Source organism: Kluyvera sp. NPDC087067 (assembly GCF_044745165.1).
GTDB lineage: Bacteria > Pseudomonadota > Gammaproteobacteria > Enterobacterales > Enterobacteriaceae > Kluyvera.
In genome coordinates, this window is sequence record NZ_JBIUZS010000001.1 from 64,476 (window position 1) to 80,045 (window position 15,570).

The 15,570-nt window shown below is 55.9% G+C and carries 11 protein-coding genes; 5 read left to right on the forward strand and 6 right to left on the reverse strand.

Annotation, left to right across the window (positions count from 1 at the left end):
* The first annotated feature begins 199 nt into the window (after positions 1 to 199).
* Positions 200 to 1,792: an ABC-F family ATPase gene (locus ACIPDS_RS00300; RefSeq protein WP_166514959.1), complete on the forward strand. Its 1,593-nt coding sequence runs from the start codon at positions 200 to 202 to the stop codon at positions 1,790 to 1,792.
* Positions 1,793 to 1,867: 75 nt separating this feature from the next.
* Here ACIPDS_RS00300 and ACIPDS_RS00305 read toward each other — a convergent pair whose 3' ends face one another.
* The 4 genes from ACIPDS_RS00305 to ACIPDS_RS00320 all read right to left on the reverse strand — a co-directional run bounded on the left by ACIPDS_RS00305 (position 1,868) and on the right by ACIPDS_RS00320 (position 7,703).
* Positions 1,868 to 3,130, reverse strand: a complete 1,263-nt coding sequence (locus ACIPDS_RS00305; protein ID WP_400733380.1) for a DUF1479 domain-containing protein — start codon at positions 3,128 to 3,130, stop codon at positions 1,868 to 1,870.
* Positions 3,131 to 3,331: 201 nt separating this feature from the next.
* Positions 3,332 to 4,141, reverse strand: coding sequence for a Cof-type HAD-IIB family hydrolase (locus tag ACIPDS_RS00310; protein WP_400731876.1), 810 nt, complete (start codon positions 4,139 to 4,141; stop codon positions 3,332 to 3,334).
* A gap of 224 nt (positions 4,142 to 4,365) precedes the next feature.
* On the reverse strand, positions 4,366 to 6,798 hold the full coding sequence (locus ACIPDS_RS00315) for a formate C-acetyltransferase/glycerol dehydratase family glycyl radical enzyme (protein ID WP_400731877.1): 2,433 nt from the start codon (positions 6,796 to 6,798) through the stop codon (positions 4,366 to 4,368).
* Between the two features lie 5 nt (positions 6,799 to 6,803).
* The gene (locus tag ACIPDS_RS00320) at positions 6,804 to 7,703 is read right to left on the reverse strand and encodes a glycyl-radical enzyme activating protein (protein WP_400731879.1); all 900 of its coding nucleotides are present in this window, start codon (positions 7,701 to 7,703) and stop codon (positions 6,804 to 6,806) included.
* Between the two features lie 133 nt (positions 7,704 to 7,836).
* Between ACIPDS_RS00320 and fsa the strand changes: the two genes are divergently transcribed.
* Positions 7,837 to 8,499, forward strand: a complete 663-nt coding sequence (fsa, locus tag ACIPDS_RS00325) for a fructose-6-phosphate aldolase (RefSeq protein ID WP_400731881.1) — start codon at positions 7,837 to 7,839, stop codon at positions 8,497 to 8,499.
* A 408-nt stretch (positions 8,500 to 8,907) separates the two neighbouring features.
* On the opposite strand, the gene moeB is transcribed toward fsa, so the two are convergent.
* Positions 8,908 to 9,669 (reverse strand): molybdopterin-synthase adenylyltransferase MoeB, encoded by a 762-nt coding sequence (gene moeB, locus ACIPDS_RS00330; RefSeq protein WP_400731882.1) that lies wholly within the window; start codon positions 9,667 to 9,669, stop codon positions 8,908 to 8,910.
* Complete coding sequence (moeA, locus tag ACIPDS_RS00335) at positions 9,669 to 10,904, reverse strand: molybdopterin molybdotransferase MoeA (protein WP_400731883.1); 1,236 nt, start codon at positions 10,902 to 10,904, stop codon at positions 9,669 to 9,671. The genes moeB and moeA overlap by 1 nt, the downstream gene beginning before the upstream one ends.
* A 241-nt stretch (positions 10,905 to 11,145) precedes the next feature.
* Here moeA and iaaA point away from each other — a divergent pair, with 241 nt between their 5' ends.
* The 3 genes from iaaA to gsiB are packed head-to-tail and all read left to right on the forward strand — an operon-like array spanning position 11,146 to position 15,527.
* Positions 11,146 to 12,087, forward strand: coding sequence for a beta-aspartyl-peptidase (iaaA, locus tag ACIPDS_RS00340; protein ID WP_400731885.1), 942 nt, complete (start codon positions 11,146 to 11,148; stop codon positions 12,085 to 12,087).
* An 11-nt stretch (positions 12,088 to 12,098) separates the two neighbouring features.
* Positions 12,099 to 13,958, forward strand: coding sequence for a glutathione ABC transporter ATP-binding protein GsiA (gsiA, locus tag ACIPDS_RS00345; RefSeq protein ID WP_400731887.1), 1,860 nt, complete (start codon positions 12,099 to 12,101; stop codon positions 13,956 to 13,958).
* 30 nt (positions 13,959 to 13,988) lie between these two features.
* Positions 13,989 to 15,527: a glutathione ABC transporter substrate-binding protein GsiB gene (gene gsiB, locus ACIPDS_RS00350; protein WP_400731888.1), complete on the forward strand. Its 1,539-nt coding sequence runs from the start codon at positions 13,989 to 13,991 to the stop codon at positions 15,525 to 15,527.
* Positions 15,528 to 15,570: the final 43 nt, after the last annotated feature.

Consider the following 15,570-nt stretch of genomic DNA (forward strand, 5'->3'; position numbering starts at 1 on the left):
CCCTTACGGCCGTTGTTTGGGAATTCAGACTGTTGGTAGGAGCGCATTATATGTGCATTCCTTGTCACAGGGAATTCGGATGTGTACGAAATCACATTTTTTTCACTTGGGTTACATTTTAGTCTCTGGCGAAGGCGGGCGCTTTTTATTCCCAATTGTGGCACAATAGGCGGTTTGTCACATTCTTCAGGATACTCCCGTGTTAGTTACCAGCAACGTCACCATGCAGTTCGGCAGTAAGCCGCTGTTCGAAAACATCTCCGTCAAATTTGGCGGCGGCAACCGTTACGGCCTGATTGGCGCAAACGGGAGCGGCAAATCGACCTTTATGAAAATCCTCGGCGGTGATTTAGAACCGACGCTGGGTAATGTTTCACTCGATCCCAACGAACGCATCGGTAAGCTGCGTCAGGATCAGTTTGCTTTTGAAGAGTACACGGTGCTAGACACGGTGATCATGGGGCATACTGAACTGTGGGAAGTGAAACAAGAGCGCGACCGCATCTACGGTCTGGCTGAAATGAGCGAAGAAGACGGCTACAAAGTGGCCGATCTGGAAGTGCTGTACGGCGAAATGGACGGCTATTCCGCAGAGTCCCGCGCCGGTGAACTGCTGCTGGGCGTCGGTATTCCGGTTGAACAGCATTGGGGTCTGATGAGCGAAGTTGCGCCAGGCTGGAAACTGCGTGTTCTGTTAGCACAGGCGCTGTTCTCAAATCCAGATATCCTGCTGCTCGACGAACCAACGAACAACCTGGACATCGACACCATCCGCTGGCTGGAGCAGACTTTAAACGAACGCGACAGCACCATGATCATCATTTCGCACGACCGTCACTTCCTGAACATGGTCTGTACTCATATGGCGGATCTGGATTACGGCGAGCTGCGCGTTTATCCGGGTAACTATGATGAATACATGACTGCCGCGACTCAGGCGCGTGAGCGTCTGCTGGCCGATAACGCCAAGAAAAAAGCGCAGATTGCTGACCTGCAATCCTTTGTTAGCCGCTTTAGCGCCAACGCCTCCAAATCGCGTCAGGCAACTTCTCGTGCGCGTCAGATTGATAAAATCAAGCTTGATGAAGTGAAGGCTTCCAGCCGTCAGAACCCGTTCATTCGTTTCGAGCAGGATAAGAAACTGTTCCGTAACGCGCTGGCGGTTGAAGAGCTCAGCAAAGGTTTCGATAACGGCCCGCTGTTTAAAGACGTTAACCTGCTGCTGGAAGTCGGCGAGAAGCTTGCCATTCTGGGGGCTAACGGCGTGGGTAAATCCACGATGCTGAAAACCCTGGTCGGTGAACTGACTGCGGATCACGGCACGGTGAAATGGTCTGAGAATGCGCAAATTGGTTATTACGCGCAGGATCATGCGGAAGATTTCGATAACGATCTGACCGTTTTCGACTGGATGAGCCAGTGGAAACAAGAAGGCGATGACGAGCAGGTAGTACGCGGCTTCCTCGGACGTCTGCTGTTCAGCCAGGACGATATCAAAAAACCGGCCAAAGTCCTGTCCGGTGGTGAAAAGGGTCGTATGCTGTTCGGTAAGCTGATGATGCAAAAACCGAACATTCTGGTTATGGATGAACCGACCAACCACCTGGATATGGAATCCATCGAATCGCTGAACATGGCGCTGGAAATGTATCAGGGCACCCTGATCTTCGTTTCTCACGACCGTGAATTCGTCAGCTCGCTGGCGACCCGCGTGATTGAAATTACGCCAGAGCGCGTGGTGGACTTCACCGGTAACTATGAAGATTACCTGCGCACTAAAGGCGTCGAGTAAAAAGTAATCGGGTTCCCTAGGGAACCCGATTTGAGTCGCCCGGCCAGGCGCAACGCCGCCGGGTTATCTCATGGGCTATTCCATCCCCAACGCACGCCTGCCGTGAACATTCAGATCTTCCAGCGTAAACCGTCCCTGCCAATTGGCCTCATAATCCTCACGCGGGAAATCACCCGGTGACGCCCCACGCTCAAGTGCGGCTTTTACCTTATGCGCATAGGCGAGGTTTTTGGCGCACATTGGAGCGGCGGGAATATACATCACGTTCCCCCAACCCTGCTGGTTTTCCACCGGCGCGACGGAGTGGATGACATCGCAATGCCACCACACGGAATCACCGGCCTCCAGAGCGGGAATAGAGGTGAGGGCGCTCATCAGCAGCGGATGCCACTTCTCAGAAATCGGCAGTACTTTACCCGATGCGACTCCGCACAATTCATCCTCAGGCACATCGTCCAGCAGCGGTCGCAGCAGCACATAAGCCATTGCTTCAGGAATCGGCACCACATGCAGTAACCCTTGATCGGGGATCATATCCGACAGCGCCGTCCAGCCCTGGAAGGTACGGAAAACGGAGCATTTGGTGGTGTTATCTACGGTGTATTCTTCGACGTCGGTGCGATATGCCGCATCCCACGGATCGTATTGCTCCACATTGCCGTTAAAAACGTTGGAAAATACTTGCTGATAAGCCGGAAGCAGCCAGCGTTCCAGCGCCCCGGAGTCGGTATGTGCGCCAAGCCCTTTTGAGGTGGTGCCCGGTGGACGGCGACGAATGCGGTCGGGATAAATCACGCTGATATCCGGGTTAAACCACTGCTTACCGTCGTGCTCAACCTGCCACAAACGGTTCAGGAATGATTGTGCCTGCGCCATTTCCGGGCTCTGGCGAGCCTGCATCTGGGCCTGCGACCAGTAGATCGGATAGATCTCCGGGCGTGAAGCCTCCAGGGAACCGAAGAAGCTGTCGCCCGGCCCTTTATAGACGTCATCGAAATGGTTGAGGTCAAGGTAGTCGAGCATTGAACGATCCCACGCTAGCGCCTGCTCGCGTGGGAAGTGACCTTTAATGACCGCGCAGCCGCGTCGTTTCACCTCGGCGCGAGTCGCGTCACTGATATTGCCAGAAGCGATATCCGCGAAAGGGATCACCGGCCATACCGGCTGATTCTGCGCCTTTAGCGCGTTGATTTCCGCGACGCGGGATTCAATGATGGCGCTCAGGCGGTCGAACGCCGCCTGGACGTCGCCAATCTGCGCGCGCAGCGTTTTTTTCATTTGACGAATGGCCGCTTTAGGATCGGCGGGCAGCGTTTCGTGGGTAAAGGTAACCGTCATATCAACCTCGCAATCTTTCATTCGAAAGTAAAATTCATTACAAGTGATACTTTAAGTTAAAACAAAGTTAATGCAAGTTTAAATTCTTGCGTTCGATCACGAAGGTAAACAAAGATGAATTCGTAGGCCGGATAAGGCAACGCCGCCATCCGGCAATGTGCCTGATGGCGCTGCGCTTATCAGGCCTACGAAGGGAGAGAATTAGAAAGGTGCGGTGCCGTCCAGCACGGCCTGAATCACATTCAGCGCGCCGTCGTGGTTGTTATCGTCGGTATGATAATCGGCAATGGCTTTAATACTGTCGGCTGCGTTATCCATCGCGAAGGCGTACTTCACCAGTTTAAGCATTTCTGCATCGTTGCCGCTGTCGCCAATTGCCACACATTCTTGCGGTGAAATATGCCAGCGCTTTAACAAGCGGCTGATACCGTTGGCCTTGTGCAGTCCGGGAATGATGAGGTCAACAAAGCCAAAACCGCTGGTGACGGGTTTCATAATGCCGTCGAGCGAGAGATGCAGTTTTTCGACTAACGCCGGAATCAGGCTGTCGGGGAGATTCAGCGAAAATTTAAACATCTTATCGTCGATGTCGTGATAGTTCGCGACCCGCTTTAACCGGTAATAGTGTTTGGACATCAGCGCCACCAGTTCTTCCGGCGCATTTTCGCTGATGTAAGCACTCTCAAGCCCACAGGCGACAAAATGGAGCTGCGAATCTTTAAGCAGTTCACCAATCACCGTTTGATATTCATGGCGAGTCAGTTCGCCGTGGAAAAGCTGTTGTCCGTGTTCGTACACCAGCGCGCCATTTTCGGCGACATACGAGATGCGGTCGCGGATCTCCGGGAAGAAGGTGATGAGCTGATAATACTGATTGCCGCTGGCGACGACGAATTCAATGCCGCGCTGTTGAAGCTGGTCAAACTGCGCCAGAAACCGCGAACGGTCGTAGGTTTTGGCGTCATTAAGAAAGGTGCCGTCCATATCGGTGATGATAGCTTTAACGGTCATGCAAGGTGCTCCTGGGGTAACTCCGGCCAGCAGCAATTTAATTATAATGTGAGCTAAAGCACAAATTTATTTCATTTGAAAGAGAAGTGGCGGGGAAGTTGTGTGGGCTGGGCCCTCTCCCTGGAAGGGAGAGGGGGAAAACCGGCGCTTGCCTCATCGACAACACCGATCGGTTCCCTCTCCCCTGAGGGGAGAGGGTTAGGGTGAGGGGGAAATGCACCGACTTACAGCGTATGCTCCGTACGCGCAATAATATCGTCCTGCGCATCCGGCGACAGCGCGGTGAAGAACGCCGAATACCCTGCCACGCGCACCACTAAATCACGATACTGATCAGGATGTTTCTTCGCCTCCAGCAGCGTTTCGCGTGAGACGATGTTGTACTGAATATGCCAGCCTTTATGCACCTCGAAGAAGGTACGCAGCAGCGCCATCAGTTTCTGCTTATCGCTTTCGTTTTCAAGCGTTGCCGGATTCAGCTTCTGGTTTAACAACACACCGCCAAGAATGGCCGAGGTCGGCAGTTTACCCACGGAGCTAATCACCGCCGTTGGGCCGAGATGGTCAGTACCGGAAGCCGGGCTTGCGCCTTCAGCAAGCGGTGTTTTGGCCTTACGTCCGTCCGGCGTCGCCATCGTCTGCGCGCCAAACGGTACGTTGGCGGAGATAGACGAGGTGCCCGCGTAGTAGTTACCGCCAATCGGGCCGCGGCCATAGCGCGGGTTGTGATACTGTTTCAGCTCATCGATATAGGTCTGATAGGCGCGGGCCAGCAGGGTGTCGACGCTATCATCGTCGTTACCGTATTTCGGCGCGCCGTTGATTAAACGCTGGCGCAGCTGCTCGTGAGTCAGGCCGTCGTAGTCCTCCGCCAGCGCTTTCGCCAGCTCCTGCTGACCAATCACTCCCTGATCGAAGACCAGCTTTTTCACCGCTGCCAGGCTGTTGCCCAGGTTGGCAATACCGACCTGCAAACCGGAAACCCAGTCGTATTTCGCGCCGCCCTGTTTGATGCTTTTCGCCCGTTCAATACAGTCATCAACCAGCGCCGAGCACAGAATATCGTGCACGTTCTCTTCCAGCATGGTATCGACCACGTATTCAATCTCAATCGACTTGCGGGTGTAGTAACGGATCTGCGTATCCCAGTCGCTCATCATTTGTTCGAAGTTCGCGAAGTTGCCTTTCGACAGCGCGTGCTCCTGCGGCAGGAATACCTGGCCGCTGGTGGCGTCGCGTCCGCCTTCCATCGCGGCAAGCATCACGCGGGCGAAGTTGATAAAGCTCATGCCGGTGCAGCGGTAGCCCCACTTGCCGCCGACGGCGGTTTCGATACAGCCGATTGCCGCGTAGTCGTAGGCGTCCTGTGGTTCGATACCCAGCTTGATAAATTCCGGAATCACGATTTCATCGTTGTTGAAGGCTGGCATACCGAAACCACAGCGAATCACCTGTACGCAGGCGTCGAGGAAATCATTGCTCATGCCCGCGTGGTAACGCACGCTCAGGTTTGGCTGGGTCGAGCGCAGACGACCGCAGGACTCCAGAATAGCGTAGGAGAGCGGGTTGACCGCGTCCTGCGCTTCACCGTTCACCAGCTTCTGACCGCCGATGGTGACGTTCTGATACAGCGGGCTACCGGCAGAGGCTTTGGAGTGTGAGCCGGATCGGATTTTGTTCACTTCCAGAAGCTTCAGCCAGCAGCTGTGCAGCAGCTCGATTGCGTGTTCACGATCCAGTGACTGCTCAAGCTCCACGTCGCGGCGATAGTACGGATACAGATACTGGTCCATACGGGCAAACGACACCGAGTGACCGTTGGACTCAATTTGCAGAATCAGCTGGATGAAGTAGCACAGCTGCAATGCCTGCCAGAAGGTTTTTGGCGGCTCATGGGCAATCACATCGCAGTTCTCGGCCATTGTCAGCAGCTCGTCGCGGCGGTTTTCGCGCGACTCTTGTGCCGCCATTTTGCGCGCGAGTTCCGCAAAGCGCGTAATGTGCTGGCTGACCGCTTCCAGTACGATATCAATGCCTTTGAGGAACTGTTCGCCGTGCAGGTCTTCCAGTACGGTCAGGTTGATGCGTGAGCGGCGCTCGGCGACTTTCGCACGCATACCGTCGAGGCCTTTTTCCAGCAACAGCGGGAAGTTCACCGCCAGGTGGGCATCGCCGGAGGTCATATTGCCTTCCGCTTTAATGATCCCGGTCGCCAGCAGCGCTTTTTGCTCGTCGGTAAACATTCCGTAGCAGCGATCCTGTACGGTCTGCCCACGCCACCACGGGCACACTTCGTGCAGCACGCGTTTGTTCTCTTCGCTTACGGCAAAACCGGCGCCTGGGCGATCCGCCAGATCATCAATCTCTTTTTCAATCCAGCTGACGGTATATTCCGGGAAGATTGGCGCGGCGCGCACTTCGCTTGCCTGGTTGCCGACGATAAGCTCGTCATGCTTGATCCAGATGGTGCGCTCGGCCAGGTGATGCGCCAGCGCCAGCGCGCGTCGAACCGGAATCGGTTTATCCAGATGTTGCTGGTACGCCTGGGTATAGTGAAGCGCGCGTTCCGTACACACCGGCGGCTTAACGATATGCACCAGCGCATTTTTATGCGCCTGAATACGGTCGGTCAATTTATCGAGTTTTAGCATTGTCATGAGATTTATCCTCGTAGTGTCGCCGTTAACCCTTTCTCATGGGCGTACTGTTGGGCAAATTCCAGCAGTGCCGGGTCGTTAAGCGGCTTGTCGGGTGCAAAGTAGGGTAGGCCGAGCAGGCTATATTTATTGATGCCCAGCGTGTGGTAAGGCAGAAAATGAATATCGCGCACTCCATTCATATCGGCGGCGAAATCGGTGATGGCTTTGATGGAATCTTTATCGGCGTTAAAGCCCTGAATCAGCGGTACTCGCAGGGTAATATTTTTACCGGCGGCGGCCAGTCGGTTCAGGTTATCGAGTACACGTTTAGCCGAGCCGTCGGTCCACTGCTTGAAGCGGGCTTCGTCGACGTGCTTTAAGTCAGCAAGGAACAGGTCGATATAGGGCAGCGCCGGTTCCAGATAGCGCCACGGTACGTGCAGGCAGGTTTCAACCGCCGTATGGATGCCTTGTTCATGTGCGCTTTTCAAAAGCGTCAGCGCCAGCTCCGGGTTCATAAAGGGTTCACCGCCGGAGAGCGTCATGCCGCCGCCGCTGCGATCGTAAAACGGTTTGTCGCGCAGGACGGTAGTCATAATTTCGTCCGCACTTTTCTCCTCACCGCAGACGGTGAGCGCCTGAGTGGGGCAGCAGTCGGTCAATGCGGCAAGGTGCGTGTCATCCAGTTTTTCCCGGTGAATGACCAGACCGCTTAGCGCGCGCTCAATCACCGTGGGTGCCGCTTTGTGGCACAGGTCGCAGCCGTCCAGACACAGGCGTGGATCAAACAGCAGATCCTGTCCGCGAGCGCGGCTTTCTGGGTTTTGACACCAACGGCAGCCGAGTGAACATCCTTTAAGGAAGACCACGGTGCGAATACCTGGACCATCATGGGTTGAATAGCGCTGAATATTGAAAATCATATGCTGCCCTCATCTTTCGTATAAAGATTAAATTACTTTCGAATGAAAGTTATCTTGATGTGCGTCAACTTAAGCTGAGGTTTTGCTGTGGTAGTGTTATTCCATGCTAAATATCACGGTTTAAGGAAACATCATGGAACTCTATCTCGACACCTCCGACGTTGTTGCAGTAAAGAAGCTGGCGCGCGTTTTCCCGCTGGCGGGCGTGACCACCAATCCGAGTATTGTGGCCGCGGGGAAAAAACCGCTGGACGTGCTGTTGCCGGAATTGTACGAAGCGATGGGCGGTAAAGGGCGCTTGTTTGCGCAGGTGATGGCCACCACCGCTGATGGGATGGTGGCTGATGCCCATAAGCTGCGGGCAATTATTCCCGATCTGGTCGTGAAAGTGCCGGTTACCGCAGAAGGGCTGGCGGCAATTAAGTTGCTGAAAGCCGAAGGGATCCCAACATTGGGCACCGCCGTTTATGGTGCTGCGCAGGGTTTGTTGTCGGCATTAGCTGGCGCAGAATACGTGGCGCCGTATGTCAATCGCATTGATGCGCAGGGCGGTAATGGGATCCAGGCCGTGGCGGAATTGCAGGATTTGCTGACGCTGCATGCGCCGCAGTCAAAAGTGCTGGCCGCGAGTTTTAAAACTCCGCGTCAGGCGCTGGATTGCCTGCTGGCAGGGTGCCAGTCCATCACGCTGCCGCTCGATGTTGCGCAGCAGATGATTAGCTACCCGGCGGTCGACGCGGCGGTGGCGAAGTTTGAGCAGGATTGGCAGACGGCGTTTGGACGGACGTCGCTGTAATCCAGCAGGAACCGTAGGCCTGAAAGCTGCGCGCCATCAGGCGCCGCCGAGCACATTGCCGGATGGCGGCTACGCCTTATCCGGCCTACACCAATCTGTAGCCCGGGCGAGGCGTTCACGCCGACCCAGGGGCCGGTGCATATTCCCGGCGTCGCTGCGCTCGGCCGGGCTACATGTGGCTGTCCTCTGACTCGGGGCTAACAATTGCGCATATCCGTAGCCCGGGCAAGGCGTTCACGCCGACCCCGGGGCCGGTGCACATTCCCGGCGTCGCTGCGCTCGGCCGGGCTACATTTGGCTGTCCTCTGACTCGGGGCTAACAATTGCGCATATCCTTAGCCCGGGCGAGGCGTTCACGCCGACCCCGGGGCTCGGCGCATATTCCCGGCGTCGCTGCGCTTGGCCAGGCTACACCGCTGGCTGGCCACAGACCTCACACGTCGGGCTACGCATCAGTTTCATCTCTCTGAACTGGCAGCGCATCGCGTCATACATCACGATTTTTCCTGCTGCGGGCGTGCCGTAATGAGTCAGCACTTTAATGGCTTCCATCGCCTGCATTGCGCCAATGACTCCCACTAGCGGCGCCATCACGCCTGCTTCCACGCAGGTCAATGCATTTTCACCGAACAGCCGGCTCAGGCAGCGGTAACACGGTTCGCCGTCCTGATACGTAAAGACCGAAATCTGGCCTTCCATGCGAATGGCCGCGCCGGAGACCAGCGGAATTTTATGTTGGAAACACCCGGCGTTAAGCTGGTTGCGAATGGTGATGTTATCGGTACAGTCGAGTACCAGATCGTGCTCGGCTATCAACGCCCACAGCGCATCCTCTTCCAGCATTGCATTACGGGTAACGAGCGTGGTGTGCGGGTTAATGCGCGTCAGCGCATCGCGTGCGGAGTTAACTTTGGGTTCTCCAAGCGTGACATCGCTGTGCAGCGTCTGGCGTTGCAGATTGGAGAGCGATACGGTGTCAAAATCGAGCAGTGTCAGCAATCCCGCACCTGCTGCCGCCAGGTACTGCGATGCCGCGCAGCCCAGGCCGCCAAGGCCCACCACCAGTACCCGTGAGGCTTTTAACTTCTCCTGACCGTCGAAATCGAAATCCCGCAGGATGATTTGTCGGTTATAGCGCAGCATTTCTGCATCGCTAAGTTCTACGCTCATTACAAGCCACCCAGCAGATGGTTAAACGGCTCAACCTCAACCCATTCACCGGCCTCAACGCGCCCGCGTTCGCGCTCCAGCACGATAAAGCAGTTACCCTGACTAAAGGAGCTGAAAATATGTGAACCCTGATGGCCGGTTGTGGAAACCGTCAGTTCACCGTTGTCATTACGGGTCAGCAGACCGCGCTGGAAATCAAGACGACCCGGCGATTTCTTCAGCGTATCGGTCGTACGCACGCGCAGACGCGGTGCCTGAGTCGGCTGGCTGCTCGCGCTGAGCTTCGCCAGCAATGGCTGCACCAGTTGATAGAAGGTTAACGCCGCGGACACCGGGTTGCCCGGTAGGCCACAGAACCAACTGTTGCTGAGCTTGCCAAAGGCGAACGGTTTGCCCGGCTTGATGGCGAGTTTCCAGAAGCCAATTTCGCCCAGCTCATCAAGAATCGTTTTGGTGTAATCGGCTTCGCCCACCGAAACGCCGCCGGAGCTAATGACCACGTCGGCCTGCTTATCCGCCTCGATAAAGGTCTGGCGAAGTTGCTCGGGATCATCGCGAATAATGCCAAGATTAATCACCTCACAGCCGAGCTGCTCGAGCATCAGATGCACCGCCAGACGGTTGGTGTCGTAGATTTGCCCATCGCCCAGCGGCTGGCCCGGCAGCTGGAGTTCATCGCCGGTAGAGAATAGCGCGACGCGAACTTTGCGCACCACGTTCACCTCGGCAATACCCAGCGAAGCCAGTACCGGTAGCTCCGCGACCGTCAGGCGAGTACCCGCCGGGAATACCACCGCGCCGTTAGCGATATCCTCGCCACGGCGGCGAATGTTCTGCCCCGGCTTGACGTTTGCGGTGAACCGCACCCCGGCATCGGTCTGTTCTGTTTCCTCTTGCATCACCACGGCTTCGCAACCCGCGGGGACCGGTGCGCCGGTCATAATGCGAATGCAGGTGCCCGCAGGCCATTCACCGTGGAACGGCTGTCCGGCAAAGGCTTTACCGGCGACCGCCAGCGGCGCTTGTGCCGCCACATCGGCCAGACGCACCGCGTAACCATCCATCGCCGAGTTATCAAAACCCGGTACATCCAGAGGGGAGATGATATCGCGGGCCGTAATCCGGCCAAATGCCTGTAACAACGGCACCGATTCGCTGTCATGCAGTGGGGTAATCTGCGAAAGCATCTGCGTTAGCGCGGTATCAAGCGGTATCAATCCGGCGGTAAAATCCATGGGTAAACTCCTGCGGGAAACGTTCGAATGCGCCCATTATGGCAGAAAAACCCCGCAGGCTGTATGCCACCTGTGGTGTAGCTTTACATCACCAGCCGCTATTTCTATATTCAAAATTGATATAGGAGCAGAGTCACTATAATGATATTTATACCCGTCATACTTCAAGTTGCAGGTGCGTTGGCTGGCAACTCGAATTATTTAGGGTATATAAAAAAATGACGTAAGGGATAACAGATCAATGGGCAAGGCAGTCATTGCGATTCACGGCGGAGCCGGGGCAATAAGTCGTCATCAACTTTCAGCGCAAAAAGAGCACGAATACGTGACGGCGCTTTCTGACATTGTTGAAAGTGTACAAAAAATGCTGGAGGAGGGTGCCAGCGCGCTCGACGCGGTGACCGAAGCGGTACGCCAGCTGGAGGAGTGTCCGCTGTTTAATGCAGGCATCGGCTCGGTCTTTACCGCCGCTGAAACACATGAACTGGATGCCTGCATCATGGACGGCAATTCGCTTGAAGCGGGTGCCGTCGCCGGCGTGAAACATCTGCGCAATCCAATTCTGGCGGCTCGTGCGGTATTAGAGAATAGCCCGCACGTGATGATGATGGGTGAGGGCGCTGAAGCCTTCGCCAAAGCGCAGGGTATGGAGCTTGTGGACAATTCACTGTTCTCAACCGATACCCGTTTTCAGCAGTTGCTGGAAGCGCGTAGCAACGGCGAATTTATTCTCGACCATGATGGCTCGCCGCTCGACGAACGTCAGAAAATGGGCACCGTCGGTGCCGTGGCGCGTGATATTAACGGTAATCTGGCGGCGGCAACGTCCACCGGCGGAATGACCAATAAATTGCCCGGCAGAGTGGGCGACACCCCGCTGGTTGGGGCCGGTTGCTATGCCAATAACGCGAGCGTGGCGGTTTCCTGCACCGGTACCGGTGAGGTGTTTATCCGCACGCTGGCGGCCTACGATATCGCGGCCCTAATGGAGTACGGCAATCTTAGCCTGCTTGAGGCCTGCGAGCGGGTGGTGATGGAAAAACTGCCAGCACTTGGCGGCAGCGGCGGACTTATCGCCATTGACCGGGAAGGTAACGTAGTGCTGCCGTTTAACAGTGAAGGCATGTACCGCGCCTGGGCATACGCCGGGGATACGCCAACCATCGGTATTTACCGGGAATAGAAGGAGTTAGCGTGCCGCATTCCGCTGAACTTGATGCGTCTCAGGTACTGAGTCTTCAGAACCTGAACGTGGCATTTTGTCAGGATAAACAGTCCGTCCGCGTAGTTAATCAACTCTCGTTAACGCTTAACCGTGGTGAAACGCTGGCGATCGTCGGCGAGTCGGGTTCGGGAAAATCGGTGACGGCACTGGCGTTGATGCGCCTGCTGGAACAGTCCCGCGGACAAATTGCCTGCGACCAGATGCTGCTGCGGCGACGTAATCGTGAGGTAGTTGACTTACTGGAGCAGACTCCCGCACAGATGCGCGGCATACGCGGGGCGGATGTGGCGATGATTTTTCAGGAGCCAATGACCTCGCTGAATCCGGTCTTTACCATTGGTGAGCAGATTGCCGAGTCGATTCGTTTGCACCAGGGGATGGGGCGTGAAGAGGCGCTGGCCGAGGCTAAAAAAATGCTCGATAAGGTGCGGATCCCCGAAGCGCAGGCGGTGCTTTCGCGTTATCCGCATCAGCTTTCTGGCGGTATGCGTCAGCGCGTGATGATCGCGATGGCGCTGTCGTGTCGTCCGGCGGTGCTGATTGCCGACGAACCGACGACGGCGCTGGATGTCACCATCCAGGCGCAAATTCTCCAGCTTATCGACGTGCTGCAAAAAGAGATGTCGATGGGGGTGATATTTATCACTCACGATATGGGCGTCGTGGCGGAAATCGCTGACCGGGTTTTGGTTATGCACCAGGGCGAAGCGGTTGAAACCGGCAGCGTAGACGATATCTTTAACGCGCCTCAACACCCGTATACTAAACGTCTGCTGGCCGCCGTACCGCGGTTGGGGGCGATGCGCGGTAGCGATTACCCCAAAAGTTTCCCGGATGTGAACGCCCCTACGCTGGAACCGCAGCCGCAAAATACCGTGGCGACGGGCGAACCCATTTTGCAGGTGCGCAATCTGGTCACCCGCTTTCCACTGCGCGGCGGCCTTTTGAATCGCGTGACCCGTGAAGTGCATGCGGTGGAAAATGTCAGTTTCGATCTCTGGCCGGGTGAGACATTGTCCCTAGTGGGCGAGTCTGGCTGCGGTAAATCCACCACCGGGCGCGCGTTGCTGCGGTTAGTCGAATCGCAAAGCGGCACCATCACCTTCAACGGCGAGCGCATTGATACGCTCAATGCCCGCCAGCTGCAACCGCTGCGCCGCGATATTCAGTTTATCTTCCAGGATCCGTACGCTTCGCTTGATCCGCGCCATACGGTGGGTTTCTCGATTATGGAGCCGCTGCGTATTCACGGCGCGTTGACGGGCGAAGCGCTACAGCAGCGGGTCGCGTGGTTATTGCAGCGTGTCGGCCTGTTGCCGGAGCACGCGTGGCGGTACCCGCATGAATTTTCCGGCGGTCAGCGCCAGCGTATCTGCATTGCGCGCGCGCTGGCTTTGTCGCCGAAAGTGGTCATCGCCGATGAGTCCGTCTCGGCGCTGGATGTGTCGATTCGCGCGCAGATTATCAACCTGCTGCTCTCTTTGCAGCGTGATATGGGCATCGCATTTCTCTTCATTTCCCATGATATGGCGGTGGTGGAACGCATTAGCCATCGTGTGGCGGTGATGTATCGCGGGCGAATCGTGGAAATTGGCCCGCGCCGCGCTATTTTTGAAAATCCTCAGCATCCGTATACCCGCAAGCTTCTGGCGGCAGTGCCGGTGGCCGATCCGGCGCATCGTCGTCCGCAGCGGGTTCTGCTCTCGGACGAACTGCCGGGGAATATCTACAAACGGGGGGAAGTCGTCGAACCGATAGGTTTGCAACAGATCTCGCCGGGGCATTTTGTGGCTCGCGAGCCGGTAAGTAGTGCGCTAGTAAATCGATAATAAAACGTCAAACGACAGGCAGGGGACAACATGACACAACGCATTTCACGTAAATGGCTGGTTGCAGTGGGGGTGGCCTCCGCGCTTGCCGCCTCTCCGGTGTTCGCCGCAAAAGATGTGGTGGTAGCGGTAGGATCTAACTTCACCACGCTCGACCCATACGACGCCAACGACACGCTGTCGCAGGCGGTGGCGAAATCCTTCTATCAGGGGCTGTTTGGCCTTGATAAAGAGATGAAGCTGAAAAACGTGCTGGCGGAAAGCTACACCGTTTCAGACGATGGCAAGGTGTATACCGTTAAGCTGCGCCAGGGCGTTAAATTCCAGGATGGCACCGATTTCAACGCCGAGGCGGTGAAAATCAACCTCGATCGCGCCAGCAACCCGGAAAGCCATCTCAAGCGGTACAACCTGTACAAAAATATCGATAAAACCGAAGTGGTGGATGCGAATACGGTGAAAATCACCCTGAAGCAGCCGTTCTCGGCATTTATCAATATTCTTGCCCATCCGGCGACGGCGATGATTTCGCCTGCGGCCCTGAAAAAATACGGCAACGAAATTGGTTTCCATCCGGTGGGAACCGGCCCGTATCAGCTGGATACCTGGAATCAGACGGATTTTGTGAAGGTCAGTAAATACGCTAACTACTGGCAAAAAGGGCTGCCGAAGCTGGACTCTATTACCTGGCGTCCGGTGGTGGATAACAATACCCGCGCCGCAATGCTGCAAACCGGCGAAGCGCAGTTTGCTTTCCCAATTCCTTACGAGCAGGCGGCGCTGCTTTCGAAAAACAGCCAGCTTGAACTGGTTGCCAGCCCGTCCATTATGCAGCGCTACATCAGCATGAACGTCACGCAAAAACCGTTCGATAACCCGAAAGTGCGTGAAGCTATCAACTATGCGATTAACCGTCAGGCGCTGGTTAAAGTGGCCTTTGCGGGCTATGCCACACCGGCGACGGGCGTTGTACCACCGTCCATCGCATATTCACAGCAGTATCAGCCGTGGCCTTATGATCCGGCGAAAGCGCGCGAACTGTTAAAAGAAGCCGGTTATCCGAACGGTTTTAGCACCACGTTGTGGTCGTCACATAACCACAGCACGGCGCAGAAAGTCCTGCAATTTACCCAGCAGCAGCTGGCGCAAATTGGTATTAAGGCGCAGGTCACGGCGATGGATGCCGGGCAGCGCGCGGCGGAAGTGGAAGGCAAGGGGCAAAAAGAGAGCGGCGTCCGCATGTTCTATACCGGCTGGTCGGCCTCGACCGGCGAAGCGGACTGGGCGTTGTCACCGCTGTTTGCCTCCTCGAACTGGCCGCCAACTCAGTTCAATACGGCCTTCTACAGCAACCCGCAGGTTGATAAAGATTTGACGGCGGCGCTGCAAACAACCGACAACGCTGAAAAAGCGCGCTTATACAAAGAGGTGCAGGATACGCTCTGGAAAGAGTCACCGTGGGTGCCGCTGGTAGTGGAAAAACTGGTTTCGGCACACAGCAAGTCCTTGTCTGGATTCTACATTATGCCGGATACTGGTTTTAGCTTCGATGATGCGGATTTGAAGTAAGCGGCGTTTTCCCGCGTCATATTGGCGCGGGAAAGCATCGGCA